General features: G+C 72.0%; 18 protein-coding genes and 1 riboswitch. Of the genes, 10 read left to right on the top strand and 8 right to left on the bottom strand.

The features are described from left to right. Position 1: 1 nt before the first annotated feature. Together RI211_RS04865 and RI211_RS04860 are read left to right on the top strand one after the other, a co-directional pair. Positions 2–1,246 (top strand): MFS transporter, encoded by a 1,245-nt coding sequence (locus tag RI211_RS04865; protein WP_259951967.1) that lies wholly within the window; start codon positions 2–4, stop codon positions 1,244–1,246. A 22-nt stretch (positions 1,247–1,268) separates the two neighbouring features. Further along, the gene (locus RI211_RS04860; protein WP_315637431.1) at positions 1,269–1,991 is read left to right on the top strand and encodes a DUF6882 domain-containing protein; all 723 of its coding nucleotides are present in this window, start codon (positions 1,269–1,271) and stop codon (positions 1,989–1,991) included. 80 nt (positions 1,992–2,071) lie between these two features. Here RI211_RS04860 and RI211_RS04855 read toward each other — a convergent pair whose 3' ends face one another. Both RI211_RS04855 and glyA read right to left on the bottom strand, forming a co-directional pair. Next, on the bottom strand, positions 2,072–2,950 hold the full coding sequence (locus RI211_RS04855) for a bifunctional methylenetetrahydrofolate dehydrogenase/methenyltetrahydrofolate cyclohydrolase (protein WP_315637429.1): 879 nt from the start codon (positions 2,948–2,950) through the stop codon (positions 2,072–2,074). Further along, positions 2,947–4,221: a serine hydroxymethyltransferase gene (gene glyA, locus RI211_RS04850; protein ID WP_025103803.1), complete on the bottom strand. Its 1,275-nt coding sequence runs from the start codon at positions 4,219–4,221 to the stop codon at positions 2,947–2,949. The genes RI211_RS04855 and glyA overlap by 4 nt, the downstream gene beginning before the upstream one ends. Positions 4,222–4,259: 38 nt before the next feature. Beyond that, a riboswitch (ZMP/ZTP riboswitch) is annotated at positions 4,260–4,344 on the bottom strand. A gap of 117 nt (positions 4,345–4,461) precedes the next feature. Between glyA and RI211_RS04845 the strand changes: the two genes are divergently transcribed. The 6 genes from RI211_RS04845 to RI211_RS04820 all read left to right on the top strand — a co-directional run bounded on the left by RI211_RS04845 (position 4,462) and on the right by RI211_RS04820 (position 11,877). Beyond that, complete coding sequence (locus RI211_RS04845; protein WP_315637428.1) at positions 4,462–5,973, top strand: beta-N-acetylhexosaminidase; 1,512 nt, start codon at positions 4,462–4,464, stop codon at positions 5,971–5,973. Beyond that, the gene (locus RI211_RS04840; protein ID WP_315637427.1) at positions 5,970–7,142 is read left to right on the top strand and encodes an N-acetylglucosamine-6-phosphate deacetylase; all 1,173 of its coding nucleotides are present in this window, start codon (positions 5,970–5,972) and stop codon (positions 7,140–7,142) included. The genes RI211_RS04845 and RI211_RS04840 overlap by 4 nt, the downstream gene beginning before the upstream one ends. A gap of 506 nt (positions 7,143–7,648) precedes the next feature. Continuing rightward, positions 7,649–9,721, top strand: coding sequence for a sigma-70 family RNA polymerase sigma factor (locus RI211_RS04835; RefSeq protein ID WP_315637426.1), 2,073 nt, complete (start codon positions 7,649–7,651; stop codon positions 9,719–9,721). A 9-nt stretch (positions 9,722–9,730) separates the two neighbouring features. Beyond that, positions 9,731–10,102: a YrdB family protein gene (locus RI211_RS04830; protein WP_187663476.1), complete on the top strand. Its 372-nt coding sequence runs from the start codon at positions 9,731–9,733 to the stop codon at positions 10,100–10,102. A 10-nt stretch (positions 10,103–10,112) separates the two neighbouring features. Beyond that, positions 10,113–11,477: an FAD-binding oxidoreductase gene (locus tag RI211_RS04825; RefSeq protein WP_315637425.1), complete on the top strand. Its 1,365-nt coding sequence runs from the start codon at positions 10,113–10,115 to the stop codon at positions 11,475–11,477. After that, the gene (locus RI211_RS04820; protein ID WP_187663474.1) at positions 11,470–11,877 is read left to right on the top strand and encodes an NUDIX hydrolase; all 408 of its coding nucleotides are present in this window, start codon (positions 11,470–11,472) and stop codon (positions 11,875–11,877) included. The genes RI211_RS04825 and RI211_RS04820 overlap by 8 nt, the downstream gene beginning before the upstream one ends. Before the next feature lie 10 nt (positions 11,878–11,887). On the opposite strand, the gene nagB is transcribed toward RI211_RS04820, so the two are convergent. From nagB to RI211_RS04795, 5 genes are all read right to left on the bottom strand, one after another. Next, a complete protein-coding gene (nagB, locus tag RI211_RS04815) occupies positions 11,888–12,667 on the bottom strand; it encodes a glucosamine-6-phosphate deaminase (RefSeq protein ID WP_187663473.1) in 780 nt (259 codons plus the stop codon). Then, positions 12,660–13,625, bottom strand: a complete 966-nt coding sequence (locus tag RI211_RS04810; RefSeq protein WP_259951942.1) for an ROK family protein — start codon at positions 13,623–13,625, stop codon at positions 12,660–12,662. Before RI211_RS04810 ends, nagB begins: the two co-directional genes overlap by 8 nt. A gap of 31 nt (positions 13,626–13,656) precedes the next feature. Next, positions 13,657–14,844, bottom strand: a complete 1,188-nt coding sequence (locus RI211_RS04805) for an ROK family transcriptional regulator (protein WP_259951940.1) — start codon at positions 14,842–14,844, stop codon at positions 13,657–13,659. 79 nt (positions 14,845–14,923) lie between these two features. After that, positions 14,924–18,196 (bottom strand): family 20 glycosylhydrolase, encoded by a 3,273-nt coding sequence (locus tag RI211_RS04800; protein WP_315637424.1) that lies wholly within the window; start codon positions 18,194–18,196, stop codon positions 14,924–14,926. Next, positions 18,187–19,404 carry an alanine racemase gene (locus RI211_RS04795; RefSeq protein ID WP_315637423.1) on the bottom strand — a complete coding sequence of 406 codons (1,218 nt, stop codon included), beginning with the start codon at positions 19,402–19,404 and terminating at the stop codon, positions 18,187–18,189. The genes RI211_RS04800 and RI211_RS04795 overlap by 10 nt, the downstream gene beginning before the upstream one ends. Before the next feature lie 25 nt (positions 19,405–19,429). On the opposite strand from RI211_RS04795, the gene RI211_RS04790 reads away from it, so the two are divergent. Together RI211_RS04790 and RI211_RS04785 are read left to right on the top strand one after the other, a co-directional pair. Beyond that, positions 19,430–19,834 carry a RidA family protein gene (locus tag RI211_RS04790; RefSeq protein ID WP_315637422.1) on the top strand — a complete coding sequence of 135 codons (405 nt, stop codon included), beginning with the start codon at positions 19,430–19,432 and terminating at the stop codon, positions 19,832–19,834. A gap of 116 nt (positions 19,835–19,950) precedes the next feature. Further along, positions 19,951–21,438: a L,D-transpeptidase family protein gene (locus tag RI211_RS04785; protein ID WP_315637421.1), complete on the top strand. Its 1,488-nt coding sequence runs from the start codon at positions 19,951–19,953 to the stop codon at positions 21,436–21,438. A 167-nt stretch (positions 21,439–21,605) separates the two neighbouring features. Here the strand turns inward: RI211_RS04785 and RI211_RS04780 are convergent, their stop codons facing one another. Continuing rightward, on the bottom strand, positions 21,606–23,825 hold the full coding sequence (locus RI211_RS04780; RefSeq protein ID WP_315637420.1) for an NADP-dependent isocitrate dehydrogenase: 2,220 nt from the start codon (positions 23,823–23,825) through the stop codon (positions 21,606–21,608). Positions 23,826–23,869: the final 44 nt, after the last annotated feature.

Raw genomic sequence — 23,869 nt, 5'->3', positions numbered from 1 at the left:
GGTGCACAGACTGGCGGCGATGCAGGACCGCAACTTCCGGTGGTTCTTCCTCGCGCGCGCCCTGACGCTCGTCACCGGCTCGATGTCGGCCATCGCCCTGGCGTTCGCGGTGCTCGAGATCGACAACGACGCCCGCTCGCTCTCGATCGTGCTCGCGGCCTTCACGATCAGCAACATCGTGTTCGTCCTGTTCGGAGGGGTCGTCGCCGACCGCCTCCCCCGCGCCCTCATCATCCAGTCCTGCTACGTCGTGGACATCCTGTCGGTCGGGGCGATGGCCGCTCTGCTGTTCACCGGCACGGCTACGGTCCCGCTCCTCGCGGTGCTGTCCGCGATCAACGGCGCCTCGTCCGCGTTCGTGCTCCCGGCGATGCAGGGCATCATCCCGCAGCTGACCACTCCCGCGCACCTCCAGCAGGCGAACGCGATGCTGTCGTTCGTCCGCTCGGCCGTCACGATCGGCGGGCCGGTCATCGCGGGCGTCCTGGTCGCGACCGCGGGACCCGCGTGGGCCATGGTCGTGCAGGCGGCCGGCTGGCTGCTCGCGATCCCGGTCCTCGCTCTCGTGAAGCTCCCGCCGCCTGCGGCCTCCGGCGGCACCACGATGTTCCACGACCTCCGGGTGGGCTGGCGCGAGTTCTGGAGCCGCTCCTGGCTGTGGACGATCGTGCTGGCCTTCATGATCATGAACGCGATCCACGTCGGCGCCTGGGGCGTCGTCGGGCCCTACATCGCGAAGAACGACGATCGCCTCGGCATCTCCGGCTGGGGGTGGGTCGTGAGCGCGGAGGGCGCGGGGGTCCTGGTGATGACCCTGCTGCTGATGTGGTTCCCCCTCCGCCGCCCCCTGCGCTACGGGATGATCGGGATGGCGGTGTTCGCCCTGCCGCTCACCCTCCTCGGCGTGCACCCGGCCGTGGTCCTGCTCGCGATGGCCGCGTTCGTCGCCGGGGCCGGGGCCGAGGTCTTCGCGACCGGCTGGAACCTCGCGATGATGGAGAACATCCCCGGCGAGAAGCTCTCGCGGGTCGCGAGCTACGACATGCTCGGCAGCTTCGTCGTGATGCCCATCGGCACGCTCGTGTACGGCTGGCTGGTGACGCACGCGGAACCGGCCACCGTGCTCACCACCTCCGCCGTCCTCTACGCGGCGATCGCCCTGGTGACGCTGCTCGTCCCCGCGGTGTGGCGGATGGGGCGCCCCGCGGCGGCCGTCACGGAGCGCGCGGGAGTGGCGGATTCATAGCAATCCCGGCGAGACTGTGAGCATGACCTTCCCCCCGCTGCAGCCCCTCGCCGACCGTGCCGCCCTCTTCACCGCGCTCCGCCAGGACGCCCTCTCCGCGGCCGCCGACGCACTCGGCGAGCACCGGTGGGACGCCGATCTCGCAGCGGGGACCCTGGCCTTCACCGCGAACGCCGACCCGACCCGGCAGCTCGTGACCCGCGCGCACCTCATCGCCACGATCGCCCCCGGTCCGCGCTCGCTGCTGTGGGCGTGGGCACACCCGCAGGGCGACCCCCAGGGCGTCGCGGCACAGCTCCGCGCCTACGGCGAGCAGCACGGGATCGCCGAGCTCACCACCCCCGAGGTCCCGTTCCCGGCCGATGCCTCGGGCGATGCGGACTGGATCGCCCGCGCGGCGCACACGATCGGCGGCGTCGCGGTCGAGCTCACCGGACGCTCCCCGTACTACTCGGCACCCGTCGACGGCGGCACCCGCGCGGTGTTCCTGCTCGACGCGCCGCTGGCCCCGCTCACCGTCGCCGACACGGTGGTCGCCCTCCCCCGCACCCTCGCGCAGACGCCCCTACCCGACGCCCGCACGGCCGTCTGGGACCTCGCCCGCCTCGCCGGGTGGACCCTCACCTGGACGGACGAGTCGTTCTCCGGCGCCACGGTGACGGATGCCTCGGGCACCGCGACGATCCGCTTCGACGAGCAGGCCCGGATCAGCGGCGTGGAGAGTTCGCTGCACGGCCAGGTCTGAGTCCGCAGAAACGCACGAACGCCGCAGGGATCACCGGGATCCCTGCGGCGTTCGCGTGAATCTGCGACGCGGCGCGGAGGTCAGACCGTCCGCTCGGCCGCCTCGACGACGTTGGTCATGAGCAGGGCGACGGTCATCGGCCCCACCCCTCCCGGATTCGGCGACAGGTACCCGGCGACGTCGGCGACCTCGGGAGCGACGTCGCCGAAGACGACGTTCTTCCCGGTCTCCGGGTCCGTCTCCCGGGTCACGCCGACGTCCAGCACCGCGGCTCCGGGCTTGACGTCCTCGGCGCGGATGAGGTGCTTGACCCCCGCGGCCGCGACGATCACGTCGGCCTCCCGCAGGTAGCGCGGCATGTCGACCGTGCCGGTGTGCGTCAGCGTGACCGTGGCGTTGAGGTCGCGACGGGTCAGCAGCAGCCCGATCGAGCGCCCGATCGTGACACCGCGACCGACGACCACGACGTGCTTGCCCTTGAGGTCGTAGTCGTTGCGCAGCAGCAGCTCGATGACCCCGCGCGGGGTGCACGGCAGCGGCGTGTGGATCGGCGCGTTGACGTTGAGGACGAGGCGCCCGAGGTTGGTCGGGTGCAGGCCGTCCGCGTCCTTCGCCGGATCGATCCGCTCCAGGATCGCGTCGGTGTCCAGGTGCTTCGGCAGCGGCAGCTGCACGATGTACCCGTGGCAGGCGGGATCGGCGTTGAGCTCGTCGATCAGCGCCTCGACGTCGGCCTGGGTGGCGTCGGCCGGCAGCTCGCGCTGGATCGAGTTCATCCCGATCGCCTCGGACTGCCGGTGCTTCATGCCCACGTAGAGCTGCGACGCGGGGTCGGCCCCCACCAGCACCGTGGCGATGCCGGGGGTGACGCCCTTCTCCTTCAGCGCCACGACCCGCTCCGTCAGCTCGGCACGGATGTCGGCCGCCGCCGCCTTGCCGTCGAGGACGACCGCGGTCACTGCTGCAGGTCCGGGTAGAGCGGGAAGGCCGCGGCGAGCGCGTCCACGCGGGCGCGGAGCGCCTCGATGTCGGCACCGGGGAGCAGCGCGAGGGCGATGATGTCGGCCACCTCCGTGAACTCGGCGTCGCCGAAACCACGGGTCGCGAGCGCGGGCGTGCCGATGCGGAGGCCCGAGGTCACCATCGGCGGACGCGGGTCGTTCGGCACGGCGTTGCGGTTCACGGTGATGTGGATGTCGTGCAGGAGGTCCTCTGCCTGCTTGCCGTCGATCTCGGCGTCGCGGAGGTCGACGAGCACGAGGTGCACGTCCGTCCCGCCCGAGCGCACCGCGATGCCGGCGTCCTTCACGTCCTGCTGCGACAGGCGCTCGGCGATGAGCTTCGCCCCGCGCAGCACGCGCTCCTGGCGCTCCTTGAACTCCGGCGTGCCGGCGAGCTTGAAGGCGGTCGCCTTCGCCGCGATCACGTGCATGAGCGGACCGCCCTGCTGACCGGGGAAGACCGCGGTGTTGATCTTCTTGGCGAGGTCGGCGTCGTTGGTGAGGATGAAGCCCGAGCGGGGGCCGCCGATGGTCTTGTGCACGGTGGAGGACACGACGTGCGCGTGCGGCACCGGGTTGGGGTGTAGGCCGGCGGCGACGAGGCCGGCGAAGTGCGCCATGTCGACCCAGAGGATCGCGCCCACCTCGTCGGCGATGGCGCGGAACGCGGCGAAGTCCATCGTGCGCGGGTAGGCGGACCACCCGGCGATGATGACCTTGGGCTTGTGCTCGATGGCGAGGCGGCGGACCTCGTCCATGTCGATCGTCGAGGTCTCGGCGTCGACCCCGTAGGCCACGATGTCGTACAGGCGGCCGGAGAAGTTGATCTTCATGCCGTGCGTGAGGTGGCCGCCCTGGTCGAGTGAGAGGCCGAGCAGGGTGTCGCCGGGGCGGGCGATGGCGTGCAGGACCGCGGCGTTCGCGGACGCACCGGAGTGCGGCTGGACGTTCGCGAACTCGGCACCGAACAGGCTCTTGGCGCGGGAGATGGCGAGCTCCTCCGCGACGTCGACCTCCTCGCAGCCGCCGTAGTAGCGACGGCCGGGGTAGCCCTCGGCGTACTTGTTGGTGAGCACGGAGCCCTGCGACTGCAGGACCGAGACGGGGACGAAGTTCTCCGAGGCGATCATCTCGAGGAAGGTCTGCTGACGCTTCAGCTCGCGATCGAGGACCTCGGCGATCTCCGGGTCGACCTCGGACAGCGGGGCGTTGAAGTAACGGTCGGTCATGACGTGCTCCTTTTGACGACGGATTCGAAAAGGGTGTTCCTATCGGCCCAGGCGCGCGGTCGAATTCCGTGGTCAGTCGCTCCCCGGTGGTTGTCCACCCAGACGCCAGTCGCGACGGTTACGAGCATAGCCGATGCGCGACGCCGCGCACGCGGTCGTTTCGGCCGTCGTGCCCACCGCCTGCAGAATCGTTTCGATCCCCCTGTTCCCTTGCGGCGTTTCGGCGGCTAGGTTTTGTTCATGGTCCTACCTCTTGATCTGCCCCTCGTCCCCGCTCCGGTGTCCGCGAAGGCCAGGGAGGGACGTCTGCCGCTCGCCGCGACGACGCGCGTGCTCGGCTCCTCCCCCGCCGCCGGACAGCTGATCGACGCCGTCGAACGCCGCACCGGCCTCCGCCTCACCGCGGTGGACTCCGGCCCCGCCGAGATCGAGCTCTTCGTCGACGCGGCCTCGTCCGCGCCGGAGGGCTACACGCTCGAGGTCGGCGACCGCGCCATCCTCATCGGCGCCGACGAGGCGGGGCTCTTCTACGGGGTCCAGACGCTGCTGCAGCTGCTCCGGGAGGACGACGCCGGTTGGGCGCTGCTCCGCGCCGACATCGCGGACGCCCCGCGCTTCGCCCGCCGGGGCGTGATGCTCGACGTGGCGCGGCACTTCTTCGGCGTCGACGACGTGAAGAGATTCATCGACAGCACGAGCGCGCTGAAGTTCAACCACCTGCACCTGCACCTCACCGACGACCAGGGCTGGCGCGTGCACATCGACTCCTGGCCGCTGCTCACCGAGCGGGCCGCCGCCACCGCCGCCGACGGCGCCCCCGGCGGCTTCTACACCAAGGACGACTACCGCGAGATCGTGGCGTACGCGGCCGCGCGCCACATGATCGTCATCCCCGAGATCGACCTTCCCGGCCACACCCACGCGATCGGCGTCGCCTACCCCGAGCTCGTCGAGGCCCCGGTCCTGAACGACGCGCTGATCGCCCAGTCCGAGCAGCTCGGCCAGCCGCTCCCCGTGGCCGGCGAGCCCTACCTGGGCTGGGGCGTCGGGCACTCCAGCGTGCGCATCCACGAGGAGGCGACGTATCGGTTCGTCCGCGACGTGGTCCGCGAGCTTGCCGAGATGACCCCGGGGCCCTACATCCACATCGGCGGCGACGAGTCCCTCGGCACGCCCCAGGCCGACTTCGACCTCTTCGCGGAGCGCGCGACGGCGATCGTCGTCGAGGAGGGCAAGACCCCGATCGCGTGGCACGAGATGGGCTCGGCGGCCGGCATCGCCCGCGGCACGATCGGCCAGTACTGGGGCATGACGACGCCGACGGGCACGCACGCCGAGGAGGCCGCGCACTTCGTCGAGCGCGGCGGAGCCCTCATCATGTCGGCGGCGGATGCGACCTACCTCGACATGAAGTACACCGCCGACTTCCCGCTCGGCCTCACCTGGGCCGCGATCATCGACGTCCGTCGCGCGTACGAGTGGGAGCCGACCGCCGTGCTCGCCGTGCCGGACGAGGCGATCCTCGGCATCGAGGCTCCGCTGTGGTCCGAGACCACCCGCACGCTCGACGAGGTGGAGCGGCTCGTGTTCCCTCGTGCCGCCGCCCAGGCCGAGATCGCCTGGTCGCCGCGCGAGGGCGTGGGACGCACGTGGGAGTCCTTCCGCGCCCGGGTCGGCGCCCTCGCGCCGCTGTGGAAGGCTGAGGGGGTCGATTTCCACCCCGCCCCCGAGATCCCCTGGAGCGCCCGTTGAAGACCCTCTCCTCCGCGACCGGTTCCCTGGTCATCCACTCCGTCCGCCTCGTCGACCGCGGGGAGATCGTCGAGGACGCGTGGGTGCGCATCGAGGACGGCGTCGTCGTCGCGCGGGGCACGGGGACGGACTGGGAGCCGGCGACCGAGGTCGTGGACGGCGCGGCCGTGGCAGGAGCGGGCGCACTGCTCACGCCGGGCTTCGTCGACATCCACGGTCACGGCGGAGCGGGCGCGGCGTACGACGACGGCGTGGACGCCATCCGGACCGGACGGGATCTGCACCGCGAGCACGGCACCACCAGGGCCGTCATCTCGCTCGTCACCGGCACGATCAACGACCTCGCCCGCAGCGTCGCCCTGATCGCCGCCCTGACCAGGACCGATGCGGACGTGCTCGGCTCGCACCTGGAGGGCCCGTTCCTCGACCCCGGTCACCACGGCGCCCATGAGCCCTCGCTGCTGCGGCACCCCGTCGCGGCCGACGTGGCCCGCCTGCTGGAGGCCGGAGAAGGCACCGTCCGACAGGTCACCATCGCGCCGGAGCTCCCCGGCGGGATCGACGCCGTCCGTCAGATCGTCGCGGCGGGTGCCGCGGCGGCGGTGGGGCACACCGACGCCGACGCCGCCATGGCCGTCGCCGCCTTCGAGGCCGGCGCCTCGCTGCTGACCCACGCCTTCAACGCGATGCCGGGGATCCACCACCGCGCCCCCGGCCCGGTGCTCGCCGCGGCCGCGGATCACCGGGTGATCCTGGAGGCCATCGCCGACGACGTCCACCTCGACCCGCACGTCGTCAAGCTCGTGTTCGACGTGGCGCCGCACCGCGTGGCGCTCATCACCGACGCCATGGCCGCGGCCGGAAGCGCCGACGGCAAGTACGACCTCGGTGCGGTGAAGGTCACCGTCGAGAACGGCGTGGCCCGCGCCGACGACACCGGCTCGATCGCCGGCTCCACCCTGACCCAGGACGTCGCGCTGCAGCGGGCCGTGGCGGCGGGCGTGCCCCTTGCGGAGGTCGTGCGGGCGCTCACGGAGACGCCGGCCCGCGCGATCGGACGCGACGCCCACCTCGGTGCGCTGCGCCCCGGCCTGCTCGGCGATGCCGTGCTGCTGGACGCGGGGCTGCGCGTCGCGCGGGTCTGGACGGGACCGGCGCTGCCCGCCTAGGAAGACAGCGCTCCGCGCGACGCGCAGCGCTGCGGTCTCCGGTCGATCGGACGAGACGATGTCACCGGACTCCCCAGATCAGTGACGTGCGTCTCGCAAGGTGAGAGTGGAGGGCCGCCGTTCTCCCCAGATCGGCGGCCCTTTCCCTCCCGTTCGAGCGGGCGGGGCCGGGAGCTCCTCCCCCGAGGATCCCGACCCGCCCACTGGTGCAGTACCCCCCGCACCAGCGCCGGAACTCCGCCCCCCGGTGGAGTCCATTTCGGCTGTCTCTACGGGATGAGACGAGGGCCGGCTCGGTTCATTACGCGGTTCTCGGAAAAAGTTCAGAAAGTTCTCGCCGGGCGTCATCGCCGGGGCCGCGGAAGCGTCCCCGAGCATCTGCTCGGAGTCCGTCCCGGGGGTGGCCACGGCACCCATTTCGCGAGAGAATGGTCTGACCGCGTAATGAAAGACGCCTTCCCGCGTCTCTCCTCCTGGGGACGGCTGTGTGCCCCGGGACCAGATGGATGACTGTGCACCGAGAGAACACCACACCAGACGAGACCATCGGCGACGCCGACCTGATCCTCCGTGTCCGCTCCGGCGACAAGGGGGCATTCGGGGAACTCTGGAGGCGGCACTACCCGTCCGGCATGGCCGTCGCGCGATCGGTGACCTCGTCGATCGATCCCGACGATCTGGTGCAGGAGTCCTACACCCGCATCTACCAGGCGATCCTCAAGGGCGGCGGCCCCAACGGCTCGTTCCGCGCCTACCTCTTCACCAGCATCCGCAACACCGCCGCGGCGTGGGGACGAGCACGTCGCGAGACCGCGATCGACGAGCTCGACACGGTGGCCGATCCGGACAGCACCGAGCACGCCACGAACGAGGCCCTCGACCGCAGCCTCACCGCGCAGGCCTTCCGCAGCCTCCCGTCGCGGTGGCAGGAAGTGCTCTGGTACACCGAGATCGAGCAGATGAAGCCGCAGGAGGTGGCTCCGCTCCTCGGGATGAAGGCCGGCGCGGTGTCGCAGCTCGCGTTCCGTGCGCGTGAGGGGCTCCGCGAGGCGTGGATCCAGGCGCACCTGCGGAGCGCGAGCCCCGGCTCCGAGTGCCAGTGGACGATCGAGCACCTCGGCGCCTACTCGCGCGGCAACCTCGCGACCCGCGACCACCGTCGCCTCGAGCTGCACCTCGACGAGTGTGCCCGCTGCATGATCGTCGCCGCCGAGGCCAAGGACGTCTCCAAGCGTCTCGCCCTCGTCCTGCTCCCGCTCGTCCTCGGCGCCACCGGGGCCTCCGGGTACCTCGCTGCCCTGCAGGGCGGTGCGCCGGTCCTGGCCGTGGCGGGGATGTCGTCCACCATCCCGGGCGCGGTGTTCGTCGGTGACGGCGGCATCGGCCAGGCCGCGGCGGCCACCTCCGGCGCGGGCGCAGCCGGCTCAGGAGCGGCCTCGGCCGGCGGCGCCGGCTCGGGCGCGAGCACGGGCGGCGTCTTCACGGGCATGGGCGCCGTCGTCGGCGCCGGGTCGGCAGCCCTCGTGGTGGCCGGAGTGGTCGCCGCAGCGGCCATCGTCCCCGGACTCGCGGGCGCGAACCCGGCGACCTCCCTGCCCAGCGCCTCGGACACCGACCCGTCGTCGATCGCGACCGACATCGCCCCGGACTCCTCGCTGAACCTCGACGAGCCCGTCGTGATCGAGACGCCGGAGAACGACGAGACGCCTGCACCTCCTGCCGAGGAGGAGGCGGCGCCGCCCGTCTCCTCGGAGGCCGGGCCCGACACGGCACCCGCCGTCCCGGATGTCCCCGCGGCGCTTCCCGAGGCCACGCAGCCGCCCGTCGCTCCGGTGGACCCGATCGATCCCGTGGACCCCGTCGATCCCGTGGACCCTGTCGATCCGGTCGATCCGGTGGAGCCGGTCGACCCCGTGGACCCCGTCGACCCGGTCGACCCCGTGGACCCCGTGGACCCCGTGGATCCCGTGGATCCTACGATCCCGACGGAGCCGCCCACCTGGAGCCCCGCCGACTACTGGCTCGGCGAAGACCTGCACTGGTACTACCTCGTGCCGATCGCCGGAGCTCCGGGCACGATCGTGCAGGCTCTCCTCGGCACCGCAGACGCCGGCAGCGTCGTCCTCGGCGAGGACGGCACCGGCACCCTCGAACTCCGCGCCTCGCTGGACCAGTTCCTGTTCGCCAGTCTCGTGCCCGTGACCTTCCGCTACGTCCTCCCCTCCGGCGCGGACGCCCCGTCGGCCGTCACCACGCTCTACGCCTTGCAGCCCCAGGACGCGGCGGCCGATGAGCGCGCTGCGGCGGCTGCGCCTGTCGAGCAGACGGCGGTCGTCATCGACGAGGCCGAGCCGGTGACCGCTCCGGTCGAGGCCCCGGCGCCCGCCGTCTCTGAGGACACCGCGACACCCGCCGACGAGGTCGAGGCAGCTCCCGCACCCGTGGAGCCCGCGCCGGCGGAGCCCGCGCCGGCCCCCGAAGCTGCGCCGGCCGCCGACGCTGCACCGGCCGCACCGGCCGAGGAGGCCCCGGCCACGGAGGCCCCGGCTCCGACCGAGGACGCTCCGGTCGCGGAATAGACTGGACGCATGACCCCGGATTCCGCCCCCGTCGCCGGCGTCGACCGTCCGGCCATCACGGCCCTCGACATCGTGCGCGTCGTCGTCCTCATCGTGGCGATCGCCTCGCTCGCCCTGTGGGGGTTCGCCAGCTGGGACCTGCCGTGGAGCATCGTCATCGGCGTCGGCGCCCCCGTGGTCACCCTGCTGCTGTGGGCGCTCTTCCTCTCGCCGCGGCCGGTTCTTCGCGTGCACCCCTTCCTCCGGGCGGTCGTCGAACTGTTCATCTACGTGGGCGTGACCATCGCCTGGTGGTCCATGGGCCAGGCCCTGATCGGCACCGCCTTCGCCCTGGTCGCCGTCGTCGCGGGCGTCCTCAGCGGACGCCGCGCCCTGGCATGAGCGCACGGTCGTGAGCGTCGTCTCGCTGCTCCGCGACGCCCTCGGGGCGCGCGTGGACGTCAGGGAGCAGGCGAGGCAGGACGCCAGGTCCGACCGTTCCGGTCATGCCGCGGTGGGCCTCCCGCTGGCCGTCGTCCATGCCGAGAGCGTGGACGACGTGCAGCAGACGATGCGGATCGCCACCGCCACGCGCACTCCCGTCGTCGTGCGCGGCGCCGCGACGGGGCTCGCCGGCGCCGCGAATGCGGGTGACGGCGAGATCGTCCTCTCCCTCCGCCGGATGGACGCCGTCCTCGAGGTGCGACCGGACGACCTCCTCGCCGTGGTCGAACCCGGGATCCTCAACGCCGACCTCAACGCGCACCTGGCCGCGCACGGCCTCTGGTGGGCCCCTGACCCCGCCAGCCGCGACATCTCGACGGTGGGTGGCAACATCGCGACCGGAGCCGGCGGACTCCTCTGCGCGAAGTACGGTGTCGTGCGGGATGCGGTCCTCGGCGTCGACCTCGTGCTCGCGGACGGTCGCCTGCTGCACCTCGGCCACCGCAGCGTGAAGGGCGTGACCGGGCTCGACCTCACCGCTCTCGTGGTGGGATCGGAGGGAACGCTCGGCGTCGTCGTCAGGGCGACGCTCAAGCTGCGCAGACTGGTGCCGGGCGAGACCTGCACGGTGACCGCGACCTTCCCCGGCGTGCGAGCCGCGGCCGCGGGTTCTGCCGCCGTGACCGCTGCGGGAATCCAGCCGGCGATCATGGAGCTCATGGATGCCGCCAGTCTCACCGCCGTCCATGCCCTCCTCGGGCTCCCGGCACCGACGCCGGGGGCCGCGCAGCTGACGATCCAGACCGACGGCCCCGCCGCCCGCGCGGAGGCGGAGGCCATCGCCGCGATCCTGAGCGCCCACGAGGGCGTCCCCGTGGTCTCGCACGACCCCGTCGAGGGCGATCGGCTGCTCGCGGTCCGGCGATCCATGCACGCCGCGATGGCGTCGCTCGGGACCACCCTCATCGAGGACGTCTCCGTGCCGAGGAGCGCCATGCCGGCCATGTTCGACGAGATCGCACGGATCGAGCGGGAGTTCGACATGGTGATCCCGACGGTCGCACACGCGGGCGACGGCAATCTGCATCCGAACTTCATCTTCGAGGGCCCGGAGACCCCGGCCCAGGTGTGGGAGGCGGCCGATGAGCTCTTCCGCGCCGCGATCCGGCTGGGCGGAACCCTTACCGGCGAGCACGGCATCGGCGTCCTCAAGAGACGATGGCTGGCCGACGAACTCGGCGAGGACCAGTGGCGCCTTCAGCGCGACATCGCGGCCGTGTTCGATCCGCTCGGCATCCTCAACCCCGGAAAGGTCTTCTCCCCCGATGCCTGACATCCACGTGAGCGCGGCCGTGATCGTCGATGCGGAGGGCCGCGTCCTGGTCGTCCGCAAGCACGGCACGACGCGCTTCATGCAGCCGGGAGGGAAGCCGGAAGCGGGCGAGTCCCCCGCCGAGACCCTCATCCGGGAGCTGCACGAGGAGCTCGGTCTCGAGCTCGCGGAGACCGACCTCCGGCCGCTGGGGCGCTTCGTGTCGGCGGCCGCCAACGAGCCGGGGCACCGCGTCGTGGCCGACGCGTTCTCGGCCTCGATCGATCCCGACGGGGTCCGGGTGCAGGCCGAGCTCGCCGAACTGCGCTGGATCACCCCGGCGGACGTCGCGACGCTTCCGCTGGCCCCGCTGAGCGTCGAGCACCTGCTGCCGCTCGCCTGGCCCGCCGCAGCGCGCTAGCCCGTCCGGGTCAGATGCCCTGCCAGGAGGGCTTGTTCGCGAACGTGTAGCGGTAGTAGTCCGCGAGCTGCAGCTTCGACGCGGCGGCTTCGTCCACGACGACAGTGGCGTGCGGGTGCAACTGGATGGCCGATCCGGGCAGCAGCGCCGTGAGCGGCCCCTCGACCGCGCCGGCCACCGCCTCCGCCTTGCCGGCGCCGAATGCCAGCAGCACGAGGTGGCGGGCCTCGAGGATGGTGCCGAGGCCCTGCGTGATGCAATGCATCGGCACGTCGTCGATGGAGTCGAAGAAACGGGCGTTGTCCTCGCGCGTCTGCTCGGTGAGGGTCTTCACCCGCGTCCGGGACGCGAAAGAGGACCCGGGCTCGTTGAACCCGATGTGGCCGTCCGTGCCGATGCCGAGGATCTGCAGGTCGACGCCGCCGGCCGCCGCGATGGCCGCGTCGTAGTCCTCACCGGCGTGCTGGATGGTGGCCTGCGCGCCGTTCGGCACGTGGATGCGCTCCGGGTCGAGGCCGAGCGGCTCCACCACCTCACGGGTGATCACGGAGCGGTAGCTCTCCGGGTGGGACGGGTCGATGCCGACGTACTCGTCGAGCGCGAAGCCGCGCACCTGCGACACGTCGCGTCCCGCGAGGCGGCTGCGGAGAGCCTGATAGACCGGCAGCGGCGTCGATCCGGTCGCGAGCCCCAGGACGGCGTCCCGACGGCTGTCGATGAGCTCGACGATCTCGGTGGCGACCAGGGCGCCGGCGGCCTCGGCATTCTCGACGATGACGACCTCAGCCATGCGGAACGATCTCCTTCTCAGAAATGGATGCGCCCACCAGAGCGGCGCCGAAAGCGGCGGCGGGGGAACCCGCGGGGAGCAGTTCGATTCTCTCATCCAGCCGCAGGGACTTCAGGAACGGTGACGCCTCGGCACCGGCGTGCAGGGCGGCACGGACCCCCGCCGCCAGCCGGCCGCCGAGAGCGGTGAGTCCCCCGCCGATGACCACGGTCTCGACGTCGGCCGACAGCACGAGCACGCGCACGGCCGCCGCGGCCCCGAAGAAGAGGTCCGCCTGCAGGGCCTGGGCGTGCGGATCGCCCGCGTCGGCCGCCTCGACGATGTCCTTGACGGGCAGCGCACCGGGACGTCCCCACGCCTTGGCCAGCGCCCCACCGCCGCAGAAGGTCTCCACGCAGCCGCGCTGCCCGCACCCGCACAGCCGGCCGCGGGGATCGACGGAGAGGTGTCCGACCTCGCCGGCGGTCCCGCGTGCGCCGCGCCAGATGCGGCCGTCCACCACGATGCCGGCGGCGACGCCGGTGCCGAGGTTCAGATAGGCCATGGAGCCGGCGACGTCGCTCAGGACCGCGGCGCCGAGCGCGGCGGCCTTCACATCGTTCTCCACCCGGAAGGGAACGCCGAGCGCCTGCTCGGCGCGCGCCGCGAGGTCGAGCGACTCCACCCCGAGATTCACGGCGTGCAGCACGCGGCCGGTCTCCGCATCGACGAGGCCGGGGATGCCGATGCCGGCGGATCCGACCGCGGACAGCGGCAGTCCGCTCTCCTCGGCAAGGGCGGCGACGGTCGACACGATGCTGTCGACGACGGCGTCCTCTCCCCACCCGGTCGGGCGGCGGAGGCGGGCGAGGATCGTCCCTGCCGGATCGACGGCGACGGCGTCGATCTTCGTGCCGCCGACGTCCAGGCCCACGCGAAGGGGCCGACCGGCGCGGTCGGCGGAGGCGGGGACGATCATCGGATGCCGTTCCCGATCATGGTCGCGGATGTCACGACACCCCCAGCTGCCCGGAGAGGACCATGACGGCGGCACCGCGGAGCACGATGTCGTCCTGACGGGTGAGCCGCACCATGACGTCCTCGAAGACGCCCTCGAGCGTCCGCGCGTGCAGCGTCTCGACGGCCGCGTCGATGAGCGTGCCGTCCAGCAGCTCGGCGGGCCCGGAGAGCACGACCTCGGACAGGTCCAGGGCGGCGACGATCGGGGCGATCGCGATCGCCATGCGCGTCCCGGAGTCGCGGAGGATCTCCTCGCGCGCGGCCGGGTCGGCGTCGAGCGCCTCCTGCATGCGACTCACGCTCAGCCATGCCTCCAGGCAGCCGATCTTGCCGCAGGCGCAGCGAGGGCCGCCGTCCGTGCCGACGACGACGTGACCGATCTCCCCGGCGGCGAAACGGCTGCCGAGGAGCGGCTGGCTTCCGGTGATCAGCCCAGCACCCACGCCTCGACCGATCTTGATCAGCATGAAGTCGGCCTCCGCCTCGCCGAACGTGTACTCGGCGAGGACCGCGGCATTGGCGTCGTTCCGTGCGAGCACCGGCAGGTCGAGGTCGGCGCTGAGCTTCGCCTCCAGCGGGAAGTCCGTCCAGCCGAGGTTGGGCGAGCTGAGGACGAGGCCGTCGGGGCGCACGACGCCCGGGGTGCCGATGCCGACGCCGAGCACCGGCTGCGTGGCGATCTCGACGAGGGTCTGCGCGAGGCCGCGGAGAGCCTCATACGCGGCATCGCCGTCCGGCGTCTCCGGACGCGGCACCTGCCGCCGCTCCAGCACGTCGCCGTCCAGGCTGAGGACGGCGCCCTCGAAGGCGGTCGGACCGGAGAGGTCGAGCCCGATGATCTGATGCCCCACCCGATCGATGTCGATGAGGATGGGCGGCTTGCCGGGGCCGACGGCCTCGCGCACGCCGATCTCGACGACGATGCCGTCGGCGATGAACTCCGCGACCAGATCCGAGATCGTGACGCGTGTGAGGCCGGTCTCGCGGGAGAGGTCAGCGCGACTCATCGCCCCCGAGTGATACAGCGTCTGCAGCACGAGCGCGCGGTTGTGTCCGCGGGCGTGCTCGGGGAGCACCTTGGTGCGCGAGCGGAGATGCCGCGCGGGGCCGAAGGCGTGCGCGTTCGCGGCGACGAAGTCAGTCGTCGCCGCGGGGCGCTGATCATCCGAAACGGACATGTTTGTTAGTAGACCTTACGAACAGGATTTGTGCAACTGTTCCGCGCGATTCCGCGGGCAGGGTTACCGAAACGTGACATCATGCCGACCGCGGTGGTTCGTCGTCCGCCGCCATCCGGAGCAGCCGCTCGACGAGCCCGGCGACGATCCCCTCCCGGGTCTCGACGGTCATGGGTTTGCCGGGAACCCCCGGTCGCCGCTGCTCGGGCGACGGCCCGTCCAGCGGACGATACCGCACGCCGACCGCGGCGAGGCGCCGCAGATGCGTGGGCAGCCGCCGGGCGAAGTGGGCGAAGGGCGCGGGCTCTCCCCCGTCCCACAACCGCTCCGCGATCGCGGCGAGGCGCGGGAACATCGCGAAGTCGACCCGGTCCCTGCTCGGCAGGTGCTCCGTCCAGATGTTCGCCTGCCCGCCGACCGCGCCGTCGACGACCTCGAACGAGTACGCGCGCTCGATGGTCAGCGGGGGCCCGACGCGGATGGGCTCCTCAGCCGATTCGGACTGCGGGTAGTCGAGGTACACCTCGAGATCCGGGCACCCGACAACGGGGATCCCCCGCCGCAGCGCCTCGCGCATGGCGACCGGCCCTCGCCAGGCGAGGATGCGCACGCCCTCCGGGACCTCGCCCTCCAGCACCTCGTCCCAGGCGAGTGCCGTCCGTCCCCTGCGGCGGACGTGCGCGACGAAGTGCGCCGTGAACCAGGGCTGCACGTCGTGCGCGGTGGCCAGCCCGAGCTCCCGCATCCGCGCGGCGGCCGTGGCGCTGTCGGCCCACTCGGTCACCGGGACCTCGTCGCCGCCGATCCCGATCCACGCGGACGGGAACGCATCGCACAGCGCATCGATGGCGGCACGGCCGAAGGCCAGCGCCTCCTCGGTCGGCGCGAGGGTGCGCGCGTTCACGCCGAAACGCTCCCACGGCCCGGTGGGCGGCGTCCCGACGTCGAGGTTGCCCAGCTCCGGGTAGGCGGCGAGCGCGGCCTGGATGTGTCCCGGCAGCTCCACCTCGGGCACGAGAGTGACGAAGCGGTCGGCCGCATACCGCACGAGGTCGCGCAGCTCGGCGGTCGTGTAGAAGCCCTCGTGCACGCCGGGCTCGACCGTGGCCTCAGGGCCGTGGCCGCGTTGCGTGGCCTCGCGCCGCGCACCGACCTCGGTCAGGCGCGGATACCCCGGCACCTCGAAGCGCCAGCCCTGATCGTCCGTCAGGTGCAGGTGCAGGATGCTGAGGTGGTGATCGGCGAGCAGGTCGATGAGACGACGTACGTCTTCCGCAGGGCGGAAGTGACGCGCCACGTCGAGCATCGCTCCACGCCAGGCGTAGGCGGGAGAGCCCTCCCAGCGCCCTGCCGGGATCGTCGCGGGGAGAGCGGGGTCGTGGTCCGGGTCGCGGAGCTGACGGAGCGTGGTCGCGCCGCGGAAGACCCCCTCCGGCGTCGCCCCCGCGATCTCGATCCCCGCGGCCGTCACGGTCACGCGGAAGGCCTCGGGGCCATGGCGCCCTGCCGCGGATGCCGCGGCGCCCAGCTCCGGATCGATCACGAGGCGGATGGCGGGCAGCGTGTCGTCCGCTCCCCCGCCGCCGAGTCGTGCGACGGCCGCGGCCAGCTCCGGTGCCGCCTCGATCGGCGTCGACGGGGTCCATCGGAAGCCCGGAGCCAGGGAGTCGATCTCTGCGACGACGTGCGGCACCGTCGCGCGCGGCGCCGAGGGGGGCATCCGCAGCGCGCGGCCTGCGACCGCACCGGTGGGGTCGCCGTCGATGACGACCGGCACACCGCCGACGAGAACCTCGCGCACGCCCTGCGGCGCACCGTGCGGGTCGTCGAACGTGGCTCCGGCCGCGATCGTCTCCGGGTCGAACAGCACCAGGTCGGCGGTGGCGCCCTCGCGGAGCACACCGCGCGGCGCGTCACCGCGGTCGAGGCCCAAGCGGGCGGCCGGGTTGCCGGAGAGATGGCGGACGGCCTCCTCGAGGCTCAGCACCCCCAGGTCCCTGACGTAGTGACCGAGGTAGCGAGGGAATGTGCCGCGGCCGCGCGGGTGCGGCCGGGCACCGATGAGGATGCCGTCGCTGCCTCCGGAGTGCCGCGGGTGCCGCATGATGGCGCGGACGTTGTCCTCGTCGCCGATGTGCATGAGCACGCCGGTGGCGCCCGCATCGGCGAGGATCGTGTCGATCACGACGTCCACGGCGCGCTGCCCGGTCTCCGCCGCGATGGCGGCGATCGTGCGGCCGACGAGGCCGGCCAGAGCGGGGGTGCCCGTCCCCGAGATCTGGATCACCGACCAGTCCGCCACCTCGCCGTGGAACCCGTCGCAGCCGATCTCCTCCAGCTCGACGCGGACGGCCTCGCGCCCCTCCGCATCCAGGCCGGCCAGGACGCCCAGCAGGTCGCCGGTCGCCGCCAGCCTGCTCGGCAGGAGCGCCGCGAGAGTGGTCGCCCCCGGGAGGTACGGGTAGGTGTCCAGCGTCACGTCGACGCCGTCGGCCGTCGCCTCGTCGACGAGCGCCAGCAGCTCCGCGGCGCGCCCGCGGTTCGGCGCGAAGTTCATGGTCGCGTGCGTGAGATGGACGGGACACCCGGTACGGCGGCCGATCTCGATCGCCTCGCGATACGCATCCAGCGCCGCCCGCCCGTAGCTGCGGGTGTGCGGCGCCCAGTAGCCGCCGCGCTCCGCGACCACTCGGCAGAGCGCCTCCAGCTCGGCGACGTCGGCGTACATCCCCGGGGTGTAGGTCAGGCCGCTCGACATGCCGAAGGCCCCGGCATCCAGGGCCTGGCCGAGGAGGTCGGCCATCGCCACGATCTCGGCGGGGGTCGCCCGACGGTCATCGTGCCCGACCACCATCATCCGGAGGTTGCCCTGCGGCACCAGCACCGCGGCGTTGGCCACCGCGGCGACGTCGATCGCCTCCAGGAAATCGTCCATCGACCGCCACGGGACCTCCGCCGGCCGCCCGTTCCAGCCCGCGATCTGGGCGGGGATGACGGCGGCGGTCGCCTCGTCCAGCGGCGCGTAGCCCAGGCCGTCCTGGCCGAGCACCTCTGTCGTGACCCCCTGACGGATCTTGGCGTCGTGCGCGGCGCCCTGGAGCACCGCGAGGTCGCTGTGCGCGTGCATGTCGATGAAACCGGGCGCCAGGACGAGGCCGGACGCGTCGACCTCGACCGCGTCGTCCGGCAGCTCCAGCGTCGTCCCGTCGCCGTCGCAGATGACGGCGACGACCCTGGCCCCCTCCACCGCGACGTCCGCGACGAAGCGCGGGGCGCCGGTGCCGTCGACGACGGTCGCCCGCCGGTAGACGCGCACGAGGCCCGCCGCCGCCTTCTCCGCGCTCAGAAGCATGTCGCCACCGCCCCGATCACCCGCGGGTCCGCGGCGTCGGGGTCGTCGATCACGGCGACGACGCGCCACTTGTCGAACGCGGTGCACGGGTGCGAGAGGCCGAGGCGCACGACCTCGCCGACGGCGACGGTCGCCCCGTCGGCCGGCCGGAGGAAGGCGTGCTGGTCGTTCAGGGCCGTCACGGTGCCGGCGACCGACTGCGGCGCCGGGAGGTCGATGTCGAACGGCACGTCCCGCCGCCCGGCGTCGAGCAGGGCGAGGCCGGGTTCGGGCTGCGAGACCACCCGCGACCACGCGTGCATCGCGGAGCGCAGCGGGGCGGTGTCCGTGAGCGGACCGAACGGCGACATGCGGGAGTAGAAGCCGTCGTCGTGGATCTGGAAGGCACCGGAGCGCAGCACGACCTCGGCGTCCGCTCCCGCGGCGCCGAGGACCGCGGCGGCGCGATCGGGGAAGGAGCTGCCGCCCGCGCTGAGCACGGGGCGGACGCCGTCGGGGTACTCCAGTCGGCGATGCAGTTCGACGAGGGTGGCCAGGAAGCCGTCCACCGCGGCGACCGACGCCGCGGAGCGATCGGGGCCGAAGGGGCCTTCGTAGCCCGTCACTCCGGCGAGGCGGAGACCGGGGGCGGCCATGATCGCCGCGGCGATGCGCTCGCCCTCCGCCACGGTCCGCGCACCCGTGCGCCCCTGCGCACCGCCGAGCTCCACGAGCACGTCCAGCGGACGCGGGGCGTCCGCGAGGGCATCGGCGAGGATCGCCACGCCGGCGAGGGAGTCCGCCCCGCACAGGATCCGCAGGCCTTCGTCGGCCGCGAGCAGCGCCCCGAGCTCACGGGCCGCAGCGCCGTCGGTCACCCCGTTGGCGATGAGCACCGTCGGGACACCGGCGTCGACGGCGACGCGGGCCTGCCACGGCGTCGCCACGGAGATCCCCCAGGCCCCGGCGTCCAGCAAGCGCTGCCACAGCGCGGGCGCCATGGTGGTCTTGCCGTGCGGGGCGAGGCGGACGCCCTCTCGCCCCGCCCAGCCGAACACGGTGTCCTCGTTGTGTGCGATCGCGTCGGCATGCACCGTGAGCACCGGCGTGCCGAGGTCCGAGAGGCGCAGCCCCGCACCGCCGACCTCCGACAGACGCAGCCCGGCGGCGTGCGCCGGGAACCCCTTCGCCCAGGCGCCGAGGACGGGATCCGGAATTTGTAGAGGCATCTAACAAGGCTACTAGGCTGGCGGCATGACCGCGAAGACACGAGTTTCCACCGACGCCGCCCCCGCTCCCGCGCACACGTTCTCCCAGGGCGTCCGCAAGGGCCCGATCGTCCAGGTCTCCGGCCAGGGCCCCGTCGACCCGCAGACCAACGAGTACCTGTACCCCGGTGATGTCGCGGCGCAGACCACCCGCACGCTCGAGAACGTCAAGGCCATCGTGGAGGCCTCCGGCGCCACGTTCGACGATGTCGTGATGCTGCGCGTGTACCTCACCACGCGCGAGGACTTCCCGATCATGAACGAGGCCTACGGCGCGTTCGTCGAGGCCCACACGACCAGCGGCGTGCTGCCCTCGCGCACCACCGTCTTCACCGGTCTTCCCCGCGAGGAGATGCTCGTCGAGATCGACGGGCTCGCCGTCATCGGCTGACACCCCGACACCCCTGGCGAACGGGGAGGCACCCTATCAGGACCGTTGCCTCCCCGTTACCAGCCATCCCGTACCATGGACGACAGGACACGTCGAGACTGCGGGGGGTGTAGTTCGTGACCGATCTGATTTCCACGCCGGGCACTGCGACGGGGGCACAGCCCGACCATGCGACCCCGACGAGCGTCCTGACGCCGGAGGCGGCGACCGACACGGCCCCGCCGCAGACCGGCGAGCAGCCCCTGGCCTGGGCTCCCGTCGAGCCGGCCCCGAAGAAACGCCGCCTCGGCCTGTGGATCGGTCTCGGCCTCGGCGTGGTCGCGCTCGGCGCCGGCGCCGCCTCGATGATCCTCATCGCCCCCGGCACCACCGTCGCGGGCATCCCGGTGGGCTGGATGACTCCCGGTGCCGCCGCCGAGACGATCAGCACGCACCTCGCCCAGACCGAGGTCACCCTCACGGGCGACGGCGACGACGCCGTGCTCACCGGCGCTGACCTGGGGGCGACCGCCGACGCCACGGCCCTCGCCGATGCCGCGTTCTCGGCGCATCCGATGTGGAATCTCGGCGCCTGGATGGGCGACCCCGTGCCCGCGGACATCGTCCTCGACCAGGAGACCGCATCCGCCGCGCTCCGGGCGGCCGTCCCCGGGAGCTTCGTCGACCCGGTCGACGCCGCCGTGGTGTTCGACGCCGCGAAGGGCACCTACACCGTCACTCCGTCCGTTCCCGGCACCGGTGTCGACGTGGCCGATCTGAACGCTGCTTTCGTCGAGGCTGTCGGCGACGGACGCACGACCTTCGAGTACCCGGGCGGCCCTGTCGAAGCCCTGCCCGCCGTGTCCGACGACGACGCGACGGCCACCGCCACCACCCTCAACACCATGCTGTCCACCATCGGCTTCTACGTCGGCAAGGAGCGCACCGTCCCGGTCTCCCCCGCGGTCGCCGCGTCCTGGCTGACCGTGGTCGACGAAGACGGCCAGCTCCGCATCGAGGCGGATCCGGCGGCGATCCAGACCACCGTCGACACGCTGCCCGCCGCCGTGGACCGCGCGCCCGTGAACGCGACCAACATCGTCGACTCCGCGGGGAATGTGCTGCGCGCCGAGAAGGAGGGCGCCACCGGACGCGCCCTGGGAGACACCGACGGCATCGCCGACGACTTCGCGACGCAGCTCGCCGCGGGCGACGGCACCTTCGCGCTCTCCGTGACCGAGACGCCGTTCGAGACGACGAACCTGTTCCGCCGTGCGGAGATCAACCTCAGCACGCAGCGCGCCTACCTCTTCGAGAACGACAAGGTCGTGCAGTCCTGGGCGGTCTCGACGGGCCTGCCCGGTACGCCGACGCCGACCGGCAACTTCAAGGTCTTCGCGCACACGTCGATGCAGGACATGGGCTGCTACGAGGGTGCGCCGTACTGCACCGAGGACGTGCCCTGGATCACGTGGTTCGCCCCGAACATCGGCTTCCACGGCACCTACTGGCACAACAACTTCGGCAACCGGATGAGCCACGGCTGCGTCAACCTGCCGATCGACCTCGCCAAGTACGTCTACGACTGGTCCCCCGTGGGCCTCGAGGTCTCCGTCTACAACTGATCCGGTTCGCGTGCCGAGCACAGCTTCGGAGAGGCGGAACGACACGCCGTCGAGGCGTCCCCTCTCCCAGCGTGTCGCGGTCGCGCTCCGCAGTCGTGCTCGGGCCTGGCGGAGGGCGGACAGCGAGAAGGGGGCGGATGCCGCAGCATCCGCCCCCTTCCGTCGTCTCAGCGCAGGGCGTCGACGATCTCGTTGAGCGTCGTGGACGGGCGCATGACCGCCGCTACGAGCTTCTCGTCCGGGCGGTAGTACCCGCCGATGTCCACGGGCTTGCCCTGCACCGCGTTGAGCTCGGAGACGATGGCCTCCTCGTTCGCTGCGAGCTTCTCGGCGACCGGGGCGAAGGCCGCGGCGAGCTCCGGATCCTTCGTCTGCTTCGCCAGCTCCTGCGCCCAGTACAGCCCCAGGTAGAAGTGGCTGCCGCGGTTGTCGATCGTGCCGAGCGCGCGGCCCGGCGAGCGGTCCTCCTCGAGGAAGGTACCGGTCGCGGCGTCCAGCGTCTCGGCGAGCACGCGGGCCTTCTCGTTGCCCGTGCGGTCGGCGAAGTGCTCGAGCGAGGCGGCGAGCGCGAAGAACTCGCCCAGCGAGTCCCAGCGGAGGTAGTTCTGCTCGACCAGCTGCTGCACGTGCTTCGGAGCGGAGCCACCGGCACCGGTCTCGAACAGTCCACCGCCGGCGAGCAGCGGCACGATCGAGAGCATCTTGGCGCTCGTGCCGACCTCGAGGATCGGGAACAGGTCGGTGAGGTAGTCGCGCAGCACGTTGCCCGTCACCGAGATGGTGTCGAGACCGTGACGCATGCGCGCCAGCGTGTACCGCGTCGCCTCCTCCGGCGCGAGGATCGTGATCGTCAGGCCCTTGGTGTCGAGCGTGGCGAGGCCCTGGTGCACCTTCGCGATGATCTGGGCATCGTGCGAGCGGTTCGCGTCGAGCCAGAACACCGCGGGCACGCCGGTCGCACGGGCACGGCCGACGGCGAGCTTGACCCAGTCCATGACCGGGATGTGCTTGGTCTGCGTCGCGCGCCAGATGTCGCCCTTGCCGACCTCGTGCTCGATGAGGACGGTGCCTTCGCTGTCCAGCACCTGGACGATGCCGTCCGCCGCGATCTCGAACGTCTTGTCGTGGCTGCCGTATTCCTCGGCCGCCTGCGCCATGAGACCCACGTTCGGCACGGTGCCGATGGTGGCCGGGTCGAGCGGGCCGTTCGCGATCACATCGTCGATCACCGCCTGGTAGACGCTCGCGTAGGACGAGTCGGGGATGACCGCGATCGTGTCGGCCTCCTCGCCGTCCTTGCCCCAGAGCTTGCCGCCGTTGCGGACGAGCGCCGGCATGGACGCGTCGACGATGACATCGCTCGGCACGTGGAGGTTGGTGATCCCCTTGTCGGAGTTCACGTACGACAGACGCGGCCCCTCGGCGATGGCCTTGTCGAACGCCGCAGCGATCTCCTCGCCACCGGTGACGTTCGCCAGGCCCGCGAGGATGGAGCCGAGGCCGTCGTTCGCGCTCAGTCCGGCCTCGGCGAGCTGCGTGCCGTACTGGTCGAAGACATCCTTGAAGAACGCCTTCACCACGTGGCCGAAGATGATCGGGTCGCTGACCTTCATCATCGTCGCCTTGAGGTGCACCGAGTAGAGCACGTCGTCGGCCTTGGCCTCCGCGAGGGTGTCCGCGAGGAAGGCGTCCAGCTCCTTCGCGGAGAGGAACGTCGCGTCGATGATCTCGCGCGGGAGGACCTTGAGTCCTTCCTTGAGGACCGTGACGGTGCCGTCCTTCGCCGTGTGGCGGAAGGAGAGGACGTCGTCGTGAGCGGCGACCCACGAGCGCTCGTTGTGCTTGAAGTCGTCGTGGCCGAGGGTCGCGACGCGGGTCTTCGAGCCCTCGGCGAACGGCTTGTTGCGGTGCGGGTGCTTCTTGGCGTAGTTCTTCACCGCGAGCGGTGCGCGACGGTCGCTGTTGCCCTCGCGCAGCACGGGGTTCACTGCGGAGCCCTTGATGCGGTCGTAGCGGGCGCGGACGTCCTTCTCCTCCAGCGACGAGGGCTCGTCCGGGAAGTCGGGGACGTCGTAGCCCTGCTGCTGCAGTTCCGCGATGGCGGCCTTGAGCTGCGGGATCGACGCGGAGATGTTCGGCAGCTTGATGATGTTCGCCTCGGGGAGCGTGGCGAGGCCGCCGAGTTCGGCCAGCGCGTCGCCGACCTGCTGCTCCGGGGTGAGCTTCTGGGGGAAGGCGGCGAGGATGCGGCCGGCCAGAGAGATGTCCCGCGTCTCGAATTCGATGCCCGCCTGGCCCGTGTAGGCCTGGATGATCGGCAGGAACGAGGCGGTGGCCAGCGCCGGTGCCTCGTCGGTGTAGGTGTAGATGATGGCGTCGTCGGTCACCGGGAGGTTCTCCGTTCACGAGGGCTATTTGTCTCGATACCAAG

Origin of the sequence: Microbacterium meiriae (genome assembly GCF_032364335.1) — a bacterium.
Taxonomy (GTDB): domain Bacteria; phylum Actinomycetota; class Actinomycetes; order Actinomycetales; family Microbacteriaceae; genus Microbacterium; species Microbacterium meiriae.
The sequence above is the reverse complement of the archived record's forward strand: the minus strand, read 5'-3'. Positions and strand labels throughout refer to the sequence as shown.